Origin of the sequence: Wolbachia endosymbiont of Folsomia candida (assembly GCF_001931755.2) — a bacterium.
Taxonomy (GTDB): Bacteria; Pseudomonadota; Alphaproteobacteria; order Rickettsiales; family Anaplasmataceae; genus Wolbachia.
In genome coordinates this window covers 811105-834038 of sequence record NZ_CP015510.2, presented here as the reverse complement: position 1 = coordinate 834038, position 22934 = coordinate 811105, and the positions used below count along the sequence as shown (strand labels likewise).

The window sequence follows — 22934 nt, the reverse complement described above, 5'->3', positions numbered from 1 at the left end:
GCTGTAATATGTAAGGGCTAAATGCATCATGCCGCAAATGTCAAATTCATACAAAAACTATATTTTTCGTCAGAAGAAGGCTATATTATAACTATGGATAAAATAATCATAAAAAAATTTGGTGGAACTTCATTAACTGATTTAAACCGAGTTGCAAGTTTAATAAAAAACGATGTTGAGCAAGGTTATAACGTGGTTGTTGTTGTATCTGCTGTTGCTGGGTTTACTGATCAGATGGCTTTTCAGGCTAGACAAATCTCAAATTTAAGTTGTAGGCAAGAGAAATCAGAATACGATGTTATGCTTTCAGCAGGAGAGCAGATTTCGTGTGGGTTATTAGCAATTACTCTTCAATCTACCGGCGTTAACGCTAAATCATGGCTTGCCTGGCAGTTGCCAATTATTACTGATGATTCTCACTCTGAATCTAAAATAAAAACAATAAAAGTTGATCGTTTGAAAAGATCGTTTATAGAAGGCTATAATGTCGCAATTATTGCTGGTTTTCAGGGTGCTACGTACGATGATAGAATCACTACTTTTGGAAGAGGTGGCTCTGATATATCCGCTGTTGCATTAGCGGTAGCTTTTGGCGTTGGAATTTGTCAAATTTTTAGTGATATTGATGGAGTATATACAGCTGACCCAAAAATTGTTCCAAAAGCACACAAACTCAAATCTATTGCTTACAAGGAAATGTTGGAAATGTCGTCATCTGGTGCTAGAATATTGCATAACCGTTCAGTACAACTTGCAATGAAACATAACATTAAAGTGCAGGTATTGTCTACTTTTAAAGAAGTAGAGGGTACTACTGTGCTAGGGGAAAGGGACGTACTAGAGAAATACTTGATTACTGGGATAACTTGTAGTACTAATGAGGCTCTTGTAACTTTTACTAACATTGCTCATACCTTGCATACTTTAAAAGATATAGCAGGAGTAAATGTTAAAATTGATATGATACATGGATCAAGTTTTGTTGTTTCAAAGTTTGATGTTGATTTAGTAAGGAAATTATTGAGCGAGGATAAAAATTATACCATAAATAACAATATAGCTAAAATTTCGATAATTGGCATCGGTGTTATGTCTAACACCGAAGTTATGCATCGCACACTAAAGGTTTTAAGTGAAAAAAAGATAGAAGTGCTTGCTATTACAGCATCTGAAATCAAAATTAGTATAATCATTCATAAAGAACATGCTGAAGCTTTAGTAAGAGATTTGCATACTGAATATGAGCTTGATGCTTTTTAAATTCTTTACATATCGCTGCACAGTTTCAAGGCACTGTCTTTATTGTCAATGGTAATATTCAGAGCATAAAAGCAGATAAACAAAATGCTTGTGCTTTATATGCGCTAAAGTAAAATTAAGCTTTACTTAATAGTTATTATGCTGGATGAAATACACGAAGAATGTGGAGTATTTAGTATAAGCTGTAATAATGATGCTGCATTTAACTCTATACTTGCTCTTCATGCTTTGCAGCATAGAGGTCAAGAATCTTTTGGTATTGTAACAAGCAGCAAAGATAAAATACATTCTTATCACTTTCAAGGCCAAGTAAGCAGCGTCCTTGATGATATAGATGAGATAAAGAAATCTTTACCTGGAAATTATGCAATAGGTCATGTGCGATATTCAACAAGTGGCAGTAAATCCGGAGCACAGCCAATGCTTGGTAAAAGTGATAAATTTGGTGACTTTGCTATAGCGCATAATGGTAATTTAATTAATACTTTTCAAGTGCGTGAACAATTAATTGAGCAAGGGTGTGTTTTTCAATCGGACATAGATACGGAAGTGGTTGTACATTTGCTCGCAAGCAGTAAAAACGATAGCTTCTTAGAAAGCTTTATAGATGCATTAAAACAAGTACAAGGCGCTTATTCTTTTGTAGCGATTAATCAAAATGTAGTTATTGGAGTGCGTGATCCGGCAGGGATCAGGCCACTTGTCTTAGGAAAGCTAAATGACTCTTATATTCTTGCATCTGAAACTTGCGCACTTGATATAGTAAACGCTGAGTTTACCCGAGAAATAAAGCCTGGTGAGCTAGTGATTATTGATCAAAATGGTAAATTAACGTCAATGTTTCCTTTTTTGCAGAAGAAATCAAGTTTTTGTATTTTTGAGTATGTCTATTTTTCAAGACCAGATAGCATAATGGAAGATAGGTCAATATATGATATAAGAAAGGCAATAGGGAAGACGCTTGCTAGAGAGAGCCCTCCAATAGGCAATATAGACATGATTGTGCCAATACCTGATTCCGGAATACCTGCTGCTATTGGGTACGCAGAGCATTCAGAAATACCTATGGAGCTTGGAATAATTCGTAATCACTATATAGGAAGGACTTTTATACAACCAACTGCTGAGGTGCGTAAAGTTAGAATAAAATTAAAATTTAATGCTAATAAACATATTTTAAAGGGTAAAAATATAATTTTAATAGATGATAGCATAGTACGCGGTAGCACACTGCAAAGTATAATAGTTATGTTAAAGGATGCAGGAGTCAAAGAAATTCACCTAAAAATTTCAAGCCCACCAATTAAGCATTCTTGTTTTTATGGGATAGATACACCAGAGTGCAAAGATTTAATTGCTGCAAATCAGTCTGTAGAAGAAATTAGAAAAATTATTGGAGTAAATAGCTTAGCCTTTTTAAGTGTTGATGGGCTATACAGAGCTGTGAAAGAAGAAAAGCGTAATAATATAGCGCCGCAATATTGCGATGCTTGCTTTACCGGTGATTATCCAGTTAGCGTAGTATCTTCCTGATGATATTACCTAGATTTGATATCCACAATAGGTAAGGTTTACCATTTTTTCTGTCATCCTATGACTTGATCATAGGATCCAGTGTAAAAAAATTCCTGGATCCCAGTGTCACGCACACAACTGTACGAACGTCTAATTTAGCGATAAGATAGGAAAAAAATTAGGGTGTGAAGTGTGTTTTATTACAAAGAAATAATATCAAAATTGCCGAAAGCAGTGTTAGATGAAATAGGCAAAGCGGTTGGCGTTGATTACAAAGTGGGCAAACTTACGGGAGAAAATATATTTAATTTACTGCTGTACAGCATATTGGAGAAAAACGAGCTGAGCTTGCGGACTATCGAGGAAAATTATCGTCGGATGTTTTGCCTGAATACGCGCCATTCATCGGTGGCAAGCCGCTTAAAAACGATACCAATTAAGTACTTCGAAAGAATTTTTTCGTTCGTTTTACAAAGTTTTTGTAACCAAAAAGACCAAGAAAAGCTATTAATTATAGATTCCACAACCCTGCAGTTATCGAGCAAATTACTGCAATCTGCAATACCATGGCGTGGTGGTGCAAAGAATATGGTAAAGTGCACCGTTGCCACTGACGGCAGGTTTGCAAAGTTGCTGAACTTGTATACTCAAGCCAAGGGCTCCTCTGACAGCACATCGTTCCGGGAAATGATTTTAAATCACGGTCAAGAGTCGATTTGCATATTTGATCGAGGACTGCAAAAACGTGCAACTTTCGAGGAGTTTATAGATAAAGGCATACATTTTATCACACGTGGCAACGATAATATTCGTTATCAAATTGTGCGTATCCACGGAAAAGTTGCAGGCATGCAGACTGGAACGCTTGAGCTAATGGAAGATGTAGTAGTCAGGCTGGGGCAAAAAGGTTCAAGATTTTTGTCGTTTGAAATCAGGCTAATTAAAGCGCAAAATCGACAGAATGGCGAAGTTCTCACATTTTTGACTAATATTTATGAAATGTCTGCTGAAGAAGTCTGCGCTCTTTACAAAAGGCGCTGGTCAATAGAAGTTTTCTTCAAATTTATCAAGCAGGAGCTCAACACGAAGCATTTTCTTGGACATAGCAAAAACACAATTTTGGTCACACTATACATGATTCTTATTGCTTCGGTTTTATTAACAGAATACAGAAAACGCAGCGAAATCAAGAGTTATAAGTTTGCAAGGAGAGCTTTTATGAATGAACTCAGGCTTGAAATCCTAAAACCTGTCATTGAATATTGTGGTGGAAACCCAGAAAAAGTCTACGATTATTACCTTTTTCACTTTCCATAACAAACGTTCGTACACTTGTGTGTCACGCACTGGGATGACAACTGCTTCTTTTCAAAAATTGTTTTATAGATGCATACAGGCCTTATAATTAATTATAAGACCTGATTTGGTTATTTTACCCACACCTAGAATTGTTTTATCAAGCTAGCAATAGATCTGCTACCCTAATTATGCTGTTTTAGCCAAGTACACGTCCTATAAGGTTCCATAGATTGGTAATATTCGCATTATGAATTTGCCCACCAGGTTTCTCATTTATTTCTTCTTCTGGTAACGTGCAATCAACTTTTGTCTTTAATGGACTAAATTCTGTCATCTCTATTTCTTCTACCTGTTGTACTCTTTCTACTTGAGCGTTGAGATTATAAGTAGCCTTCTCAGTATAATTTTTGTACGTTTTTGCTAACCAAGTTCCAATATCGTATATCGTTCCATGTGTTTGTTCTTTGAATTCTCTCCACGATTGATCTAAACCAGCTACTGTGTTATTGAAAAAAGCAGTCCTACTATCTCTCTCTTTTAATTTTGTACAAAATTGACCTAAATCAGCTACTGTGTTGTTGAAAGAAACAATCTTACTATCTCTTGCATTATATTCATAGCTTTGCTTATATTCATCTGTTTTTACATGTTCCCAGTCTTGTTCATTTTCATTATATTCATCTGTGTTTATAGATTTCCAGTCTTGCTTATTATGAGATGCGGTCATTTTTAACTCCTATTTATTATTAATATACATCTATTATGTATTGATAAATTCAGATAGTCAAGAAGCTCTATTAAAAAAGCAATCAATTAAGTTAAATATAAAATCAAAAAACTCAACGCGACTTGATTTTTAATCCCTCATGCAATACAAATGTATTGATAATCAGTTAAAGTAAAAACATGCACCCAATTATATATTTAATTAATACGTTGCTTGAACTCTATAGCTTTATTTTAATAGGCTGGATCGTTCTAAATTGGCTGGTTAAGCTCAATATAGTAAACATATATAATGATGTTATTAATAGAGTGATGTACACTTTGAATCAATTGACACATCCACCGCTAAAGTTTATTAGAAGGTATATACCAAAATTTAATGGACTGGATTTATCTATAATGATATTGCTAATAGCAATTCATTTTGTAAAATATACGATAAATTACTACTTTAAGTAGATGATAAAAAGATATTTTAAGTCAACAATATATCTGTCACTCCTAATATATGTATATATATTAGTTTTTAGCTACAATTATAAGGACTCATCCTTAAACACAGCTACAGACCAGGAAGTAACAAATTTGGGTGGAATAGTAGGGTCATATTTAGCTGACATACTAGTTCAATTTCTTGGGTTAACTAGCGTCACAATAGCTACAACAGTGGCCTATTTGCTGATTTTCAGGCCACAAAAAATACTGCTGAAAATTCTCTACTTAACATTAATCAATTTAGGGATTTGTGCTGCGCTATCACAATTTTCGCTAGATATTACCGCAAAATATAGAAATGGAGGGATAGCAGGAGATGCAATAATTAGCCATTTTCCGTTTTATATATTATGGGTAGCAGCATCAATAGGCTTAGTAGGACTAATTGGTTGGAAGAGAACAACTTATTTGCTATTTTTTCTATGCAAAAAAATAATTTCCTTATTTGTGAGAATTCTATTCTTCAGATTACGTAAAACTTCTAAATACTCGGTTGCTCCTATATTGGTAGAAGAAAAATACATGGCTCAAATAACTACGAAGCAACCAAAGGAAAGAAAGAAAAAAACTACTGAAGAGGTTTTTGCACCGCACAGTGAATTTGAATTTCCAAGTGTTCAATTGCTTTCTAAGGCGGAGGAGTCTTTGCAGAGAAAGCAGTTAAATGAAATGGAAAGCAATAAAAATCTATCTCTGCTTGAGCAAGTTCTTAATGATTTCGGCGTGCAAGGAAAAATTATCAGTATATGTTATGGACCGGTTGTGACTTTGTATAAACTCGAGCCACAAGCTGGCACAAAATCTGCTAGAGTTATTGGTCTTGCGGATGACATCGCGCGTTCAATGAGTGCACTCTCAGCGCGTATCTCGATAATACGTGGGCAAAATGCTATGGGAATAGAGTTGCCAAATAAGGAAAGAGAGATAGTAATGCTGCGTGATTTACTTGAATCGCCTGAATATCAAAATTCAAATTTAAATCTTCCAATTGCACTTGGAAAGGACATAAGCGGAAAACCGATTATTGCGGATTTGACTAAAATGCCTCACTTGCTTGTTGCAGGAACTACAGGATCTGGTAAGTCAGTTGCGATTAATACTATGATTCTTTCGTTAGTTTTTAGGCTGAGCCCAGATGAATGTAAGATGATCATGATCGATCCAAAAATGCTTGAGCTTTCAATATATGATGCAATACCGCACCTAATAACACCAGTTGTTACAGAGCCAAAAAAGGCAGTTATTGCCCTGAAATGGATAGTAAAAGAGATGGAAAATCGTTATCGCATGATGTCATACCTAAATGTACGCAACGTTATCGGTTATAATCAAAAAATCACAGAAGCGATGAACAACGAAGTAGAACTAGAGCGCGTTGTACAGATTGGGTTTAACTCAACAACAGGTAAGCCGTTGTTTGAAAAAATGCCAATTAAAATGGAAACATTTCCATACATTGTAGTGATTGTGGATGAAATGGCTGATTTAATGCTTGTTGCAGGTAAAGAGATAGAGTGCTCTATTCAACGTTTAGCTCAGATGGCACGAGCTGCAGGAATACACATAATAATGGCTACGCAACGTCCATCTGTTGATGTAATAACAGGCGTGATTAAGGCAAATTTTCCAACTAGAATCAGTTTTGCAGTGACATCTAAAATAGATAGTCGGACAATACTTGGAGAGCAAGGGGCTGAACAATTGCTTGGTATGGGCGACATGCTTTATATGGCCTCTGGTGGTAAGATTATTCGAATTCATGGCCCATTTGTAAGTGATAATGAAGTGGAGGATATAGTTGATCACCTAAAAGCGCAAGGCGAGCCAAATTATATGGAGGAAATTACCAAAGAAGATGAAAATCCTGCAGATGAAGCAGATAGTGAGACAGAAGATGAAGAAAATGACCTTTATAACCAAGCAGTTTCTATAATTCAAAGAGATAAAAAAGTTTCAACTAGTTACATTCAGCGGCAACTCCGTATAGGCTACAATAGAGCCGCAAATATCGTGGAAAGAATGGAGAAAGAAGGGATAGTCAGCCCTCCGAACTACTCAGGCAAGAGAGAAATATTGATGGAATAATATAGCTGCAAAATATTCATACTAAAATTAACATAATAGTAATGATTTTATATTAAAATATTCACTATTGTTTCTTATATGGTAAATATTATGGTTAAAAAAACTAATGCTTCTGTGTATATTGATATAATAAGAAGTGCTGCGACTAAGGCAGAGTGTAAAAAATCATGTGCTGCTATTGATGATAATTGCCGTCAAGAATGTTTGGATTCTGGTGGTTCTACTAATGATGTTAACCAATGTTACATGAAATGTAACGAACAGTATCTTAGTTGTTACAAAGAATGTTGTTTATTATAGCGAAGTAGTGTTTTAGTGGCTCTGCCATTGCTCTCTTATTAATTTATTTAATCACTGCCAGGCAAATCTGGTAGTGATGTAGAAATTGTCCGCAAACTCTTAAATTCAAGCATATTCTCTCTTTAGCATGACCATGCTCATGGCCAAATATATAAAATTTTCAGTAGATATTATAAGTAAATCATACTCTTTTGATAACTGTAAAGGTTACATAATTAGATGACAAGAAGTTAGACATAGGGCAAAGCTTGCTATGTGAATTTTTTACTTCGGTAGTTTTTCATTGTCACTATACTCATAGAAGCATTTAAACTGAAAGAATATGAAAACCTTTATAAAAAATTTTAAAAGTAACGAAAGAAAGCTAGGCTCTGTGAACAAAATTTTAGAGTAGCCATATAAGTGCACCAACAAAGTTCAAAAAGCCCATAAACACTATAGCAGTCTTGTCGAACCTCGAAAAAATCCGTCGAAAATTTTTGATTTTACCGAAAAAACACTCGATCAAATGCCGCTCTTTATAAACATGTTTATCATAATCTCTTTGCACTTTTCGATTCCTTTTTGGTGGAATGGTGACCTCACATCCCTTGCTTTCAAGGCTGCCAATAAATGCGTTACTGTCATAGCCCTTATCTGCTACTACAATAGAGTTATAGACATTGTCTGTTAACGCTTCAGCCTGTGTAATATCATGTCTTTGACCGGCAGTAAGCGTAAATTTTAACGGATTTCCAAGAGCATCGACAAGTGCATGAATTTTTGTTGTAAAGCCACCTTTACTGCGTCCCAATGCCTCTTGAGCTCCAGAATCCTTCTTGTATCCAGCCGAACAAGCATGCGCTCGAACGATTGTGCCATCTATCATGTGCACCTCTAAATCTGGATCTTGTGTATATTTAAATAGCTTTTCCCAAATTCCCTTTTCGCACCACTTTTTAAACCTCCTGTGTATACTCCTGTAATTACCATATATTTCTCCTAAAAGACGCCACTGGCAACCACTTCGGACCATGTACCAGACTGCTTCCACGAACCTTCTCAGTTGCGTTTCATCTTTGCTGTGTATACCTTTCACACTTTTCAAAAATGCAAAAATTTGTTCCCATTTTGTTTCTTGTATGTAATATTCCATTCGGTAGTTTCTCCTTTTTTATTGCTTAATTGGGTTAAACTACCACTTTCTCCTCCTTTTTTATATCCTTTTTCCCATCTTATTCTTTCACAACGAAATTTTGTTCACAGAGCCTAGAGGAATTAAGTGGAGAAATTGAAGATATAGCTACTGCTACCCAAGATAAATTTGCAAATGAACTAGAAAATATTGCATATGACAGTGTGCAGAAATTTCGTGATTTACTTGCTAAAGAGCTAAATTCTATTTTCAATGATATTCACTCTCGAAATCTGAGTTCACTTAAATCTAGCCTAGTTGACTATGCTGTGGATTCAAATTTTATCAATAAAAAGGGCGAAGCAGCTTTGATGCGTTCTCTTTTGAACGTACTCGTACACACAACAAAGAATTTGTAGTACAACTTACTATCAAATAATAAAAATGCAAGAATTTCAAATGTTTAGCGCTGTATAAATAGTGTTATACTAGTTTTAATTTAATGTTAAGTCCAAGAAATGATAATGATATTGTTATAGCTAAAGTAATCTAGGTTTACTGAACAAACCTGGATCTGTAATAGGATGACAGAAATTGTACACCTTGAATTACGTTAGCTACATATAAAAAAGGAGGGTTATTATGTCGGATCTATTAAGAAGTCCTGTGATTCATGTAGAGCGTAAATCTAAGCCTGAATCTTTTCCAGTCACATTAGAAGAGGTTAAATCATTTTTACGCATTGAAAATGATCAAGATGATAAGTTAATTTCAAGCCTCATTTTTGGGGCAACAGATTACGCTGAATGGCATATGGGAAAATCCCTTGTAAAACAAACATGGCAAATCTCATGTGAGGATTATGTGCCTCGACGACTCTATTTAAGCTATGGTCCTGTAAGAGAAATAATATCTGCTACTACAAAAGAAAAGAGAAGTCTTAATTATTATTTTAGTGATATAGGAAGCTATATTGAATTTCACAATTGTTTAAATACAAAAAGAGTTGATGTTATATACGAGGCTGGCTATGAAAATATTCCTGAGCAGATAAAGTTAGGGATTATGCAGCATGTTTCTGACGTTTATAGAAATCGTTCAGAGGTGAATAGCAATTTATCTGGGATCAAGGAAGTGTATTCTCCTTTTCGCACACTAAAAGTTGTTTTGTAGATAATCTTGAAATATTTTAATGAGATAATTATGAGAAAAATTCAAGCTATACATAAACTATACAGTGAAATTTATACAGCACTGAAAGCAAATTCTGATTTAAAGCAGTGTGTCACTAACATTTATGATTACTTACCTAAGCAGGTCACTATTCCTTACCTCAGATTACGTGTAGTAAATTATAATAACCTGAATATGCTATCCAATTTTGCTGTGAAGGCTAAATTTTCATGTGATATATACACTCATCATATAGACAGTATGTTTGCCATTACAAAACATATTAACTCGACTCTCCAGAATATTAAATATTCTGATGACGAATCTGTTTCAGAAAGTAATTGTACTATGAACCAATACGACGAAATTTTACATTCAACAATTAATTTTGATGTTCTTATAAAAGGAGATAACAATGAGCAAATTGCAACTAAAGATTAAGAATAATGACAATAATTTTGTTACATTAAATAATATAAAAAACCTCAGGTTTACCTTGCGTAATAACAAAGAAGAGGTAAAAGATATTTCTTCTTTTGGCTGGAGAAGGGTATTAGACTGCGCTGGAAGCAGGTACATTACAATAAAGATTAATGGAATCTTAGACTCAGTGTTAGCTGATGGATTATTACGTAATTCTGCTATACTGAACTCTATTAATGAATATGAAATTAATTTTAATGCTAAAGAAAATATCAAGCTACGGTGCTCAGTTGAATTGTATGAGAGATATTATGACCCTGCAGCTTTTGATAGCTTCACTGTAATTTTAGCCAGTGCTGAAGTTATAAACGCTTTTCATTAACGTTAATTTAATTTTTTCATATATAATGTGATTAGTAAAGATTTTAAAGATTATGAACGACGAAGATCTTTTTAGGGAAGAAGAAAACAATGACGACGATATAAGAGAAAGAAATTTAGAAAGTGAAACCCAAGAAGAACAATATAATGAGGAAGAGAAACAACAAATCATACAGCAGATTCAAGACTATTTAAAAGACTTTGAGGATATCTTAAATCAAATTGATGAAGGAATTGATAAGTTGGATAGTTATGAAAGGACTATGCAAATAAAACGTAGCATAGATAGGCTAATAGAGACTTTATATAGTCAGGCTGCATCTGAGGATATCAATGCAGAACTTGAAACCACAAAACATACTAGTGAAAGATCAGCGTCTGTAAAAAGAATCAGGGAAAAGAGAAGAAAACGATTGATTGAAGAAATATTAAGCAGCATGTTTGCTAAAGAGCAAAATGTGACAATAGACTCTAAACACCTGGGCCATGGTCATGAAACAGCAAAAGATGGAGATGTTCACGAAGCGAAGGAGAAAGTGAAGTCTTCAATCAGGAGAGTCTTTTCAGATATTGGTAATATGATGAACCCGAGAAGGATGGCGGGAGAGACTGAGGAGAATAATGAAAAGGGTGCTAAGAGATTTGGAAGGGAAGCAGCGGGTGGGGCACTTGGTGCGTTATTAAAAGCATTTTTAACTGCTGTTAAGGATATTGTGCACGAAATTGTCAAACCGCTTCAGCAGCATACTTGCAAACAAGATACATCTTTTGCACAGAGGGTTGAAGAAAGCAGAAATGCTGATCCACAAAAAGGTCGGTCTATATAGGGTGTCAAGTAAAGCAACCTAGTAATATTTCCTTTTCTGTAATCCTGAGTACCATCCTCTAGAAATATCATCTATTGCTGTATTCAACTTTTTTTTCTGCTCTAGCAGCAGCCTGTGCAGAGATGGAATCAAGAGCACTGTTTGGTTTAACACCTAACTCACCAGCAAGCTTATTTAATCTGATAACAATAGGATTAGTAGGTCCAAAATTCTCTTCCAAAATAGGCAAAGCTTTTTTTAATACTCCCTTCTGATTCTCTAAAGATTCATTCTGATTTTTATAGTCTTGTAATTCACCGTAAGCATTAGCTAATACTCCATGAGCATCAAGTAGGTCTCTTAACGTCAGACCTACTTGAAAATGATCAGAGGAACTATTCCTTTCTTTTGCTGCTAAAGTGTCTTTTAATTGCTCTATTAAAGATTTGGTAGCCTCTATTAAAGATTTGGAAGTCTTTTTTAATTTTTCCGATATCTCATCTGCAAAAGGACTGTCAGAACCATAATGCTTTAAAGCATCTTTATATGACTTTTCTGCTTCTTGGTGATCTCCTAAAGCAAGATAAACATCGCCTAAATTATCTAAGGTTTTAGCTACTTCAATTTCACGCGATACTTTTTCTTTTTGCTGCTTTTCTTCCAGTGCTTCATTAGTCACTTTAAACATATTATTACTATAAGGATCAATCACTTCAGTAATATAAGAATTATAATGTCTTTCTCTGATTTTTAATTCTTTTTGATAGAAATCTTTTGCGTTTTGAAAATCATCCAAATTATAGTAAGCATTACCCACGTTACGTAAAGCTTCAGCTACTTCAATACTATTAATATTACGCCTCTCTTTTGTCGATAAATCTCTTATATAAATTACTAACTGTTTTTCGTATAATTCTTTTGCTTTTTGGTCATTTCCAAAAGTGAGGTAATCTTCACCTAGCTTATCTGACAGTTGAGCTACTATCACATGATTAGGGCCATAGAACTTCTTGTAAATATGCAGAGCCTTTTCATGTGAATCCTTTGCTTTCTCATATAATTCCTTTGCTTTTTGATGTGATTCCTTTTGACATGATCCATTTGCTTCATTTTTTTCCTGCAAGTCTGCTAAAGAGTAGAAGATATCACCTAACTTATTTGATATTCTGCCTGCTTCAATATGCTGAGGACCATGAACTTTTTCATAGATTTCTAAAGCATCTGTAAAGAATTTTTTTGCTTCTTCATGATTTTTCAAATCTCGATGCACATTACCAAGATTATTAAACACTATACCTACCTTAATATCATCAGAGCCATTAAACTTCTTAAAAATAGGCAAAGCCTTTTCAAGATTCTCCTTTGCTTTTTGATAGTCTCCTGAAGCATGATCAATGCTGCCAATGTTATTGTACATGTCAGCTAATATAGCACCTATGTTAATGGACTCATTGATATCTAGAGCTTTCTGATAATACTCCTTTGCTTTCTCACAATGCTCTGCTTCTCTATGAAGATCCTTCAAGCAATAATGGACATTGCCCAATTTGTGCAACGTTTTGACTGTTTCTATAGGATCATCACCTTCTTTACTTATTTCTAAAGCCTCTTCAAGCAATTTCTTTTGTTCTTGATAGCTTTTAAGCTTATCTTTATCTTGTTCTTGATAATTTCCATGCTCGCCCCAAGCTTCAGCTAAATCTCTTAATGCTCTCAGTAAAGGAATAGCTGTTTGTTGACGATCAGTATCACGAGCAAAAGTATAATGAATTTTTGTTGTTTTTAAATCCTTTTGTAATTCATCTATTGTTAATTTTGCTAAATTTAAACTTTGTTCTCGTGTAAGTACAATCTTAGTTAAAACCTTTTGAAGCCATTCCTTTTGTTTTTTATAGGTTTGAACCTGATCTTTATCTTGTCCTTGATAATTTATAAGTTCGTCACAAATCTTAACTAAATCTCTTAAGGCTTTAACTACTGGAATAATTGTTTCATGATTACGATTATGCTCATAACGACGTCTTGCCGCTATTAATGTCTTTTCCAAGTGTGTTTTTCTTGAGCATATTGCATTTAATTCCCTGTCTATTACAGGTGTTTGCTGTTGTTGAGAAGTTCCTGGTTGATTAGATTTTAACATGAAATACCCCCTATTTCACCTTGGTCCACCACTTTAATTAATTATACCGAGATAAGCAAAGTATGTCAAGGAAATACATTAAAATTGCCGTATCTGTTGAATTGTGCTAGCTTTAGCGTGAAGACAACAAATATTTCAATAGTAATGTTAACTGAAAAATATAATTTTAAAGAGATTGAGTGTAAGTACAATATATTATGGGAAGGCAGTAAAGTTTATAAGTGGAATGGAACAAAGGATAATACTTTTACTATTGATACGCCACCACCGACGATCTCAGGAAAACTGCATATAGGTCATATATTCAGTTATTGTCACACAGACTTTATTGCAAGATTTCAACGTATGCTCGGAAAAGACGTTTTTTATCCAATTGGATTCGATGATAACGGACTTCCAACTGAAAGACTGGTTGAGCAAACTTATAAAACACGTGCAAAAGAAGTTGGCAGAGAAAAATTCATAGAAATGTGCCATGAAGTGATCAACAAATCAAAACAGGAGTTCAAGGAATTATTTAAGTCTGTTGGGATTAGTTATGACTGGGATCTGGAGTATCACACAATTAGTAAAGAAACCATCACACTTTCACAGATGTCATTTCTTGACCTATATAATAAGGGATATGCATATAGAAAAATGCAGCCTATTCTTTGGGATCCAGTTGATAAAACTGCAATTGCGCAAGCGGAAATAGAGGACAAAGTTTTTGAATCATCACTAAATACAATAGCTTTTGCAACTGAAGAAGGCGAAAGAATTGAGATTGCAACCACACGACCTGAGTTGCTACCTGCATGTGTTGCAGTTTTTTGCCATCCAGAAGATACGCGTTACACTCGTCTGATCGGAAAGAAAGCTATAGTGCCAATAGTGCAGGGTAGTGTGACAATAATTGCTGATGATAAGGTAAAAATAGATAAAGGCACGGGGCTTGTTATGTGCTGCACATTTGGCGATGAGCTCGACATATATTGGCACAAAAAGCATGACCTCCAGATGAAAATTATCATTGATCAGGATGGAAAGATAAATCTAAATGATGTCATTTCTCCATACCTGTCATCCCAGTGCTCCGACACTGGGATCTATAATGAAATCAATGGACTAAAGGTTAAAGAAGCAAGGAAGAGAATAATTGAAATTCTGACTGAACAAGAGTTGCTTATTGAAAGTACTGCTATTTCCCATTCTGTTAAATGTGCAGAAAGGTCTGGTGCACCACTTGAAATATTACCGACTTATCAATGGTTTATCAAGACTTTAGATCAGAAAGCTCAAGTGCTGGATAAAGTCAAAGAATGCAATTGGCATCCCAGTAATATGCGCAAGCGCATGGAAGTGTGGATAGAAGGATTAAACTGGGACTGGTGCATTTCAAGGCAGCGTTATTTTGGCGTGCCATTTCCAGTGTGGTATTCAAAACGCAAGGGCGAAGAGGGCAAAATCATTCTACCAGAGGTAAGAAAATTACCTATAGATCCACTAAGAGATTTACCTGATGGATACAGCATAGAGGAAGTTATACCGGACAAGGATGTAATGGATACCTGGGCTACAAGCGCGATCACTCCTCAACTAAATGCACTGGCAGTAAATAATGAGTTTAGTCTACCAAATCATCGGTATGACACTATATTTCCTGCAAATCTGCGCAGCCAGAGCCATGAAATAATAAGAACTTGGGCTTTTTATACGATTTTAAAAGCACATTACCATGCAGATTCTTTGCCATGGAAAAATATTATGATCAGCGGTTGGTGCTTAGCTGATGATAAGAAAAAGATGAGTAAATCAAAAGGTAATATAATCACTCCTCATGTAATGCTTGATACGTATGGAGCAGATGTAGTGCGTTATTGGGCGGCAAATTCAAGGCTTGGAGTTGATACCGTTTATTCTGAAAATATATTCAAAATTGGAAAACGTTTAGTTACAAAACTTTGGAATGCCAGCAAGTTTGCCTCTATGTTTGTGGAAAAGCATCAAGCACTAAGCTTAGATTCTGTAAGTGAAACAATAGACAAATGGATATTGTCCAAATTGTATAAAGTTATAGAGAGAGCAACAGATAATCTTTCACAATTTGAATACTGCGAAGCTTTGAATAAAGTAGAGGAATTTTTTTGGAAGGATTTTTGTGATAATTATCTGGAATTAGTGAAAAAACGTGCATATGGAGAAACAGTAAGTAATGAAGCAAATTTAAGCGCAAAGCAAAGCCTTGCATATACACTAAACGTCATCCTGCGGTTATTTGCACCTTTTATGCCATATGTTACGGAAGAAATATATCACCAGTTATATAGTTACAATTCAGTACATAATCAGGGTAATTGGCCGAATATTGAAGAGCTTATCTACGATAAGCATTCAGAAGAAATGGGAGATGATTGTGTGCAAATATTAAATCTCGTGAGAAAAATAAAGGCAGATAATAACGTTTCAGTTAAGCATTTGATAAAAAAATTGACGATAAAAGTAAATACTCAAGAGAATAAACTTGATCAGTCTGCACAGAATGATTTGCAAACAGTCTGTAATGCAGAAGTAATAGAGTGGGATGAGACAGTTAAGTCTGGACTTAAAACTGAGGGTGAAAAATTTGTTGTAGGTGTGGAGATGTGATAACTCTAAAGTAGGAAAATTTTCAATAAATTAGCTTGATTCCCTTCAATATTCATGCTAGCGTGAAAGTCGTTGCAGTCGTTTTACTTGTGAGGGATGATAGTGGCAATTTTATATAACAAAACTAACGCATTTTACCTTATAGCTGGTTCTTTAGCTGCTCTTACATTGCTTTCATCCGTAGTTCTTGCAGTAGTTTATAGTGTGCCTATCTTTCTAGTTCTTACCTTAGCTATATTTTCTGCTCTAGTAATCAGATTTTCATATAAAATAATAAATGATCGTGCTGAAATAAACAAATTAGCATATGATTTAGCTAATCTAAAACAGCAATTGGAAGCTGAGAGAGTGAATGTAATTAATGCAGAAAGGAAGATACAAGATCAAGGAACTGAGATATCCGCTATAAAGAAGGAGATGCAAGAACAAAAACTTGTCACAGAGCAGAAAATACAGGAATTGAAAGAGTTAGAAGATAAAGTAAGGCATAAAGAAACAGAGCTAGATAGTGTAAAAAAGGAGCTGAAAGAATTAGAAAATACAGTGAAACATGGAGGAATTGATCTAGATGAACGAGAGAAGAGAATAAAAGAATTAGAAAATACAGTGAAACATGGAGAAATTGAACTAGATGAACGAAATAAGAGAGTAAAAGAATTAGAAGATAAAATAAAACATCAGGAAATCGAGATAACTCAATTGACAGAAAAAATAAAAAAATCATCATCTACATCACAAGACCTGCAAAATCAGGTCAATTTACTCACTGAAAATATGTCAAAAAAGAGAAGAGATGAATTAGAAGTTTGTCAGGCGGAAGGTCGAGGGCGTAGTAATTCTTTACCATCTTTTTCTCTATTAATCTCCACGAGAGCTTCCGGTAGCACTAATTCACTTCCAGAATTATGAATCCAATAATATGCGCACTGGACACACAAGACCTAAATAAAGCTGTTTCTTTAGCTAATACCTTACGCGATAAAGTTGGGATGGTAAAGCTAGGGCTGGAGTTTTTTACTGCTAATGGTCTTTTTGGAGTAAAAGAAGTTGCAAAATGTAATGTGCCAATTTTTTTGGATCTTAAATTACATGATATTCCAAACACCGTAGCAAAAACAGTTGAAGTAATAAAAGATCTGAGCGTTGAAATGCTAACATTGCACGTCAATGGCGGGGCAAAAATGCTTGCAGAAGCACTAAATGTAGTAAAAGATACAAAAATAAAGCTGATTGGGGTGACTGTGCTAACTAGTATGGGTAATGAAGATTTGAATGAGCTTGGAATCGAGCGAGAAGTAAAATCACAAGTGATTTTACTTGCAAAGCTTGCGAAAAAGATTGGGTTGCACGGAGTAGTATGCTCTGCATTGGAGGCTCAGGAAGTGCGGAAAGAGTGTGGTAAGGATTTTAATATTGTTACACCAGGAGTTCGCATAGGTTCTAGTAATGATGATCAAAAAAGAATAGCAACACCAAAAGAAGCAGTAGAGTTAGGGGCAGATTACATTGTAATTGGTAGGCCAATTACACAAAGTGATGATCCTGCAGGAGCTGTGGAATTAATATTACAATCCATAAAAAAATCTTAAAACTTTATTCAAAAAATAAAATGATTTTGAAATTTTAAAATTATATGAATATAATAGCTTAATTTATAAAATTATTAATATATTAATTAGGGATCAGTATGAATAATATCGACAGAATAATACGCGAAATGATTAAGGAATTTCGTTCAAAATTATCAGATAAGGAAATAGAGAAATATTCTAGTGAGTTGGAAAAGGTATATTCTGACTACGTTATTACAATAAAAGTATGGCCTTTAATAATAAAGTATTACCAAGTAAACTCTGAAGGGGAAAGTTACACTCTTAATTATCACGAGTATAATTTTATTAAGAGCCTTGAAGTTATTTTGAAAAACCAATCACAATTTTCCTTAGAGGAAGTAATTGATTTTATGAGCAAGATAGTTAATTATAATTTAAGCGGTGATTATGGAACATTTGAAACTATATTTGAATCTCGTCCTGATGTTGCAATAGATGATGTAGTTGATTTTGTAAAGGAAGTTAGCAAAGATATGTATAATAACTTACCCACTAAGCTACACAGTTTTCTTGGCAATAAGATTTTCAAAACAATGTTGGAGCTGAATCCTGAAAGCTCTCTTCAAGAAGTAGGAAAGCAGTTTAGCAAAGTAGTAGACTCTTACTTTCTTAATGTTGCTAGTCAAGAAAATGACAGAGCTTTAGACGAGGTATGTAAGTTATGTAGAGAAGGGAATATAGAAAAAATGCAGCAATTTGATTTCAGCAGTTTTGACTTAGACCAGGATAGCGCAGGAGTGTTAGAAGAATTGTTGGAGTATTGTATGAATGTTTCTAATAAAAAAGTTCTAGGTGATTTATACAATGCTGAGATAGATGAAATTAAATTTAATAATAATAGTTCAGATAGCGAATTTGATTATGAAGGTTATGAACTGAGTAATCTTTGGAATTAATCTTATGGTGCTGAGTAGACCTGCTGCTTTCCTTTCGTTCTTTACTGTAACTACTTTGCAGCAAGTCTTTTATTTTTCAGTACATCAATTCTATTTCAACCAAATTCTTTATATAAAACATCTTTCAACCCTTCCTGCTCCAAAAACTTGAGAAATGTTTTCATTTTTTCCATGATGGCCCGGCTTTGTTGCATAGCTCAAAAATACTACACGCCTTTGTCATTCTAGCGCGTGATGCTAGAATCTATTTATATATTTTCAATGCCAACAACGTATTATATGCAACCTTCGCTTGCTAGATCCCAGATACTGTCTTTGATGTCAAACAAATTATCCAACTAAATTACAATTAAATGGTTGATTGTTTTAAGAATACCAAAAAAGACATGCATTAATTTTCTCATTAACGCAAGGACTATGACTTTTGGGCATTTACCTTTACTTGCTAGACGCTGACAAAATTTTTGAAAATGATTATTATGGTTTTTGACTACTATAGCTGTCATATAAAGGGCTTTTCGGACGCGCTCAGATCCTATTTTACATATGCAACTTCTCTTACTTACAGACGATCCAGATTCATAATGTCCTGGATTTAGACCAGCAAAAGCTGTAAATTGCTTAGCATTGTCAAAATTATCAACCGCTGGCATTTCTGCAATAACAGCAACAGCAGTAAGATGTCCTATACCTTTTATAGTCTTGAGGTTTTCTACCATATTTTTTAGATGTGGATAGTGATTTATATGCTCATTAATTTCTGTTTCGAGAACAATAATTTGCTCCTCTATTGCCAAAATTACCTTAGATATAGCTTCTTTGCAGCTGGAATGCATATTTTCATTTTCCAAGCGATTTGTCTGCTGCAACATATCATCTTTTAGCGATTGCAGGCAACGGTAAAGATCTCTTAAATGCCTCATTTCAGGTGCAATTGGTTTCCAAAGAGCAGGTTTATTAGCGATACAAAATCTAGCTATCATAGCTGCATCTGATTTATCTGTTTTATTTCTGAGCAGCTCACTTTTGCCAAAAGCCTTGATTTGAGCCGGGTTTACTATACTAACATTATGCCCTAAATCGTGCATAAAAGTAGCCAAATCTTCCCCATACCAGCTAGTTGCCTCAAGACACAGATGAATAAGATTTGCTCCATGGCCATTGCACCAAACCACAAGTTTTGCAAAGCCATCCTGATTATTTTGAAAGACTTTGTGTCGTTTTTTATTGTCCATCAGCAAACAAACATCAAATTTCTTTTTTGAAATATCCACACCCAAAATAGCATTTACTTGCATAAAATTACCTCCAAGACTATAAATAAACTGAGAGTTTAGACTAACCTTGTAATACGGGATATAATTCCAAAGATACTGTTCTGTCTTTTAACTCTATGGGAGGGGAGCAAAATCTGGAATTCGGCCTTATTGGCGTTAGTGTCAAGTCGGCTTCACCCTTCCTGCGTGGTATTTTAGCTCTAATGCCTCACATCATAAAGATACAAGTGTCACGCACTGGGATGAGAACTCACTGGATGTTTGTACATCTGTGTATCGGAGCACTTGGATGACAGGGGAAGAGTTACTCAGATGATACAAGTAGTTGGTATTTAACAGCAGTTTTACGGGACACGCATACAGACGCATACATCTGCAAGTCACGTATGACACAATATTTCAATTATACTATCTCAATTTTATTTTTATAGGAGGACTTATGTCATTTACAGAAGTTAGATTTCCAGAAGATATATCTTATGGTTCCACTGGAGGACCAGAATTTTCTACTGACGTCGTCACAACCCATAATGGTCGTGAGCAACGCAATATTAATTGGTCTCATGCACGTGCTAAATATAATATAGCTTATGGAATCAAATCAAATGAGCAACTATTAGAATTAATAACATTTTTTCAAGCAAGAAAAGGTAAAGCAATAGGATTTCGTTTTAAGGATTGGTCTGATTTTATAGTAAGTAATCAAGAAATTGGTGTAGGAGATAGTCAGCAAACAACTTTCCAATTAATTAAAACTTACGTAAGCGGTGAAGACAAATATGTTCGTGTAATCAAAAAGCCCGTACGTGATAAAGTAAAAATCTATTTAAATGGCAAAGAAGAGAGTGAATGTTCGGTAAATTATGCAACTGGAGAAATAACGTTTATAAAACCACCAATAAAAGATACAATAATCACTGCAACCTTTGAATTTGACGTGCCTGTACGCTTCGATACAGATTACCTCAATGCCTCTATCGATAATTATGGAAGCAATAGTTGGAATAATATTCCATTAATTGAAATAAAGCCTTAGTAAGTTTACTAGGTATATAATTAGCTCCAGCTTCTATCAATGCATTAATGTCATCTAGATTCCATCCTATTCCATCTAAAACATCAAAAAGTTGTTTATTCAATTTACTCATAACTTTCCTCAATTTAAAAATACATTAATTTAATTATTAGATATTATAATAAAAAAATTAACTTAATAATCTCGTCATCCCACTACTTGTTAGCGGGAGCTATTGAGATACCGCGAATGAATCCACAACTGTACGAACATCCCGTAAAGCGATAGGACTGTTATTAAGTCTCAACTAAAGGTGTCATCCGAATAACCCTCCTCCTGTCATTCCAGTATCCTCTTTCTGTCATCCCAGTGCGTGACACTGGGACCCATTTTGCAGTACAACTTCACCAAAAATACTGTGTTTTAATATGAAATCAGCTATTTTTATTGTTATCTATTTATCATCCTTCTACTTGTTTGCTAGCACAGCAATTAAGGACTGGATCCCAGTGTCAAGCACACAACTGTACGAACGTCTAATTTAGCGATAAGATAGGAAAAAAATTAGGGTGTGAAGTGTGTTTTATTACAAAGAAATAATATCAAAATTGCCGAAAGCAGTGTTAGATGAAATAGGCAAAGCGGTTGGCGTTGATTACAAAGTGGGCAAACTTACGGGAGAAAATATATTTAATTTACTGCTGTACAGCATATTGGAGAAAAACGAGCTGAGCTTGCGGACTATCGAGGAAAATTATCGTCGGATGTTTTGCCTGAATACGCGCCATTCATCGGTGGCAAGCCGCTTAAAAACGATACCAATTAAGTACTTCGAAAGAATTTTTTCGTTCGTTTTACAAAGTTTTTGTAACCAAAAAGACCAAGAAAAGCTATTAATTATAGATTCCACAACCCTGCAGTTATCGAGCAAATTACTGCAATCTGCAATACCATGGCGTGGTGGTGCAAAGAATATGGTAAAGTGCACCGTTGCCACTGACGGCAGGTTTGCAAAGTTGCTGAACTTGTATACTCAAGCCAAGGGCTCCTCTGACAGCACATCGTTCCGGGAAATGATTTTAAATCACGGTCAAGAGTCGATTTGCATATTTGATCGAGGACTGCAAAAACGTGCAACTTTCGAGGAGTTTATAGATAAAGGCATACATTTTATCACACGTGGCAACGATAATATTCGTTATCAAATTGTGCGTATCCACGGAAAAGTTGCAGGCATGCAGACTGGAACGCTTGAGCTAATGGAAGATGTAGTAGTCAGGCTGGGGCAAAAAGGTTCAAGATTTTTGTCGTTTGAAATCAGGCTAATTAAAGCGCAAAATCGACAGAATGGCGAAGTTCTCACATTTTTGACTAATATTTATGAAATGTCTGCTGAAGAAGTCTGCGCTCTTTACAAAAGGCGCTGGTCAATAGAAGTTTTCTTCAAATTTATCAAGCAGGAGCTCAACACGAAGCATTTTCTTGGACATAGCAAAAACACAATTTTGGTCACACTATACATGATTCTTATTGCTTCGGTTTTATTAACAGAATACAGAAAACGCAGCGAAATCAAGAGTTATAAGTTTGCAAGGAGAGCTTTTATGAATGAACTCAGGCTTGAAATCCTAAAACCTGTCATTGAATATTGTGGTGGAAACCCAGAAAAAGTCTACGATTATTACCTTTTTCACTTTCCATAACAAACGTTCGTACACTTGTGTGTCACGCACTGGGATGACACCATTTTTGCCTTCAAATTTGCAATGCTCGTACAGCTGTGGAATG

General features: G+C 34.9%; 20 protein-coding genes and 2 pseudogenes. 17 read left to right on the top strand and 5 right to left on the bottom strand.

Annotation, left to right across the window (positions count from 1 at the left end):
- Positions 1-93 precede the first annotated feature (93 nt).
- The 3 genes from ASM33_RS03835 (at position 94) to ASM33_RS03825 (ending at position 4092) form a co-directional block, all read left to right on the top strand.
- A complete protein-coding gene (locus ASM33_RS03835) occupies positions 94-1260 on the top strand; it encodes an aspartate kinase (protein ID WP_110410595.1) in 1167 nt (388 codons plus the stop codon).
- A gap of 138 nt (positions 1261-1398) precedes the next feature.
- Entirely contained in the window at positions 1399-2793 is a 1395-nt protein-coding gene (gene purF / locus ASM33_RS03830; RefSeq protein ID WP_110410305.1) for an amidophosphoribosyltransferase, read from the top strand.
- Between the two features lie 174 nt (positions 2794-2967).
- Positions 2968-4092 (top strand): IS4 family transposase, encoded by a 1125-nt coding sequence (locus ASM33_RS03825; RefSeq protein ID WP_110409390.1) that lies wholly within the window; start codon positions 2968-2970, stop codon positions 4090-4092.
- Positions 4093-4270: 178 nt separating this feature from the next.
- Here the strand turns inward: ASM33_RS03825 and ASM33_RS03820 are convergent, their stop codons facing one another.
- A complete protein-coding gene (locus tag ASM33_RS03820; RefSeq protein WP_110410306.1) occupies positions 4271-4801 on the bottom strand; it encodes a hypothetical protein in 531 nt (176 codons plus the stop codon).
- Positions 4802-4980: 179 nt separating this feature from the next.
- On the opposite strand from ASM33_RS03820, the gene ASM33_RS03815 reads away from it, so the two are divergent.
- The 3 genes from ASM33_RS03815 (at position 4981) to ASM33_RS03805 (ending at position 7680) form a co-directional block, all read left to right on the top strand.
- The gene (locus ASM33_RS03815; RefSeq protein WP_110410307.1) at positions 4981-5259 is read left to right on the top strand and encodes a YggT family protein; all 279 of its coding nucleotides are present in this window, start codon (positions 4981-4983) and stop codon (positions 5257-5259) included.
- Positions 5260-7380 carry an FtsK/SpoIIIE family DNA translocase gene (locus tag ASM33_RS03810; RefSeq protein WP_110410308.1) on the top strand — a complete coding sequence of 707 codons (2121 nt, stop codon included), beginning with the start codon at positions 5260-5262 and terminating at the stop codon, positions 7378-7380. It begins immediately after the preceding gene.
- 90 nt (positions 7381-7470) lie between these two features.
- Positions 7471-7680, top strand: coding sequence for a hypothetical protein (locus tag ASM33_RS03805; protein ID WP_110410309.1), 210 nt, complete (start codon positions 7471-7473; stop codon positions 7678-7680).
- A 105-nt stretch (positions 7681-7785) separates the two neighbouring features.
- Here ASM33_RS03805 and ASM33_RS03800 read toward each other — a convergent pair.
- Together ASM33_RS03800 and ASM33_RS03795 are read right to left on the bottom strand one after the other, a co-directional pair.
- Positions 7786-7881 (bottom strand): annotated as a pseudogene (locus ASM33_RS03800) (IS5-like element ISWpi1 family transposase); the annotation flags it as partial.
- A gap of 184 nt (positions 7882-8065) precedes the next feature.
- Positions 8066-8815 carry an IS5 family transposase gene (locus tag ASM33_RS03795; protein WP_110409356.1) on the bottom strand — a complete coding sequence of 250 codons (750 nt, stop codon included), beginning with the start codon at positions 8813-8815 and terminating at the stop codon, positions 8066-8068.
- Positions 8816-8877: 62 nt separating this feature from the next.
- On the opposite strand from ASM33_RS03795, the gene ASM33_RS08945 reads away from it, so the two are divergent.
- The 5 genes from ASM33_RS08945 to ASM33_RS03770 all read left to right on the top strand — a co-directional run bounded on the left by ASM33_RS08945 (position 8878) and on the right by ASM33_RS03770 (position 11598).
- Entirely contained in the window at positions 8878-9213 is a 336-nt protein-coding gene (locus ASM33_RS08945; protein ID WP_110410310.1) for an ECH_0659 family protein, read from the top strand.
- Positions 9214-9436: 223 nt separating this feature from the next.
- A complete protein-coding gene (locus tag ASM33_RS03785; RefSeq protein WP_110410311.1) occupies positions 9437-9967 on the top strand; it encodes a head-tail connector protein in 531 nt (176 codons plus the stop codon).
- Positions 9968-9997: 30 nt separating this feature from the next.
- Positions 9998-10408, top strand: coding sequence for a tail completion protein gp17 (gene gp17, locus ASM33_RS03780; protein WP_110410312.1), 411 nt, complete (start codon positions 9998-10000; stop codon positions 10406-10408).
- Positions 10383-10772 (top strand): phage tail tube protein, encoded by a 390-nt coding sequence (locus ASM33_RS03775; RefSeq protein ID WP_110410313.1) that lies wholly within the window; start codon positions 10383-10385, stop codon positions 10770-10772. The genes gp17 and ASM33_RS03775 overlap by 26 nt, the downstream gene beginning before the upstream one ends.
- A 52-nt stretch (positions 10773-10824) precedes the next feature.
- Complete coding sequence (locus ASM33_RS03770) at positions 10825-11598, top strand: hypothetical protein (RefSeq protein ID WP_110410314.1); 774 nt, start codon at positions 10825-10827, stop codon at positions 11596-11598.
- 67 nt (positions 11599-11665) lie between these two features.
- On the opposite strand, the gene ASM33_RS03765 is transcribed toward ASM33_RS03770, so the two are convergent.
- On the bottom strand, positions 11666-13717 hold the full coding sequence (locus ASM33_RS03765) for a tetratricopeptide repeat protein (protein WP_110410315.1): 2052 nt from the start codon (positions 13715-13717) through the stop codon (positions 11666-11668).
- A 144-nt stretch (positions 13718-13861) separates the two neighbouring features.
- On the opposite strand from ASM33_RS03765, the gene ASM33_RS03760 reads away from it, so the two are divergent.
- The 4 genes from ASM33_RS03760 (at position 13862) to ASM33_RS03745 (ending at position 18854) form a co-directional block, all read left to right on the top strand.
- On the top strand, positions 13862-16345 hold the full coding sequence (locus ASM33_RS03760; protein ID WP_110410316.1) for a valine--tRNA ligase: 2484 nt from the start codon (positions 13862-13864) through the stop codon (positions 16343-16345).
- Between the two features lie 102 nt (positions 16346-16447).
- Positions 16448-17254 (top strand): hypothetical protein, encoded by an 807-nt coding sequence (locus ASM33_RS03755; RefSeq protein ID WP_110410317.1) that lies wholly within the window; start codon positions 16448-16450, stop codon positions 17252-17254.
- Positions 17251-17934, top strand: a complete 684-nt coding sequence (gene pyrF, locus ASM33_RS03750; protein ID WP_110410318.1) for an orotidine-5'-phosphate decarboxylase — start codon at positions 17251-17253, stop codon at positions 17932-17934. The genes ASM33_RS03755 and pyrF overlap by 4 nt, the downstream gene beginning before the upstream one ends.
- Before the next feature lie 98 nt (positions 17935-18032).
- Positions 18033-18854 carry a hypothetical protein gene (locus ASM33_RS03745; RefSeq protein ID WP_110410319.1) on the top strand — a complete coding sequence of 274 codons (822 nt, stop codon included), beginning with the start codon at positions 18033-18035 and terminating at the stop codon, positions 18852-18854.
- A gap of 330 nt (positions 18855-19184) precedes the next feature.
- Here ASM33_RS03745 and ASM33_RS03740 read toward each other — a convergent pair.
- Positions 19185-20152: pseudogene (locus tag ASM33_RS03740) on the bottom strand (IS110 family RNA-guided transposase).
- 418 nt (positions 20153-20570) lie between these two features.
- Between ASM33_RS03740 and ASM33_RS03735 the strand changes: the two are divergent.
- Entirely contained in the window at positions 20571-21167 is a 597-nt protein-coding gene (locus ASM33_RS03735) for a TIGR02217 family protein (RefSeq protein WP_110410321.1), read from the top strand.
- Between the two features lie 557 nt (positions 21168-21724).
- Positions 21725-22849 carry an IS4 family transposase gene (locus tag ASM33_RS03730; RefSeq protein WP_110409390.1) on the top strand — a complete coding sequence of 375 codons (1125 nt, stop codon included), beginning with the start codon at positions 21725-21727 and terminating at the stop codon, positions 22847-22849.
- Positions 22850-22934: the final 85 nt, after the last annotated feature.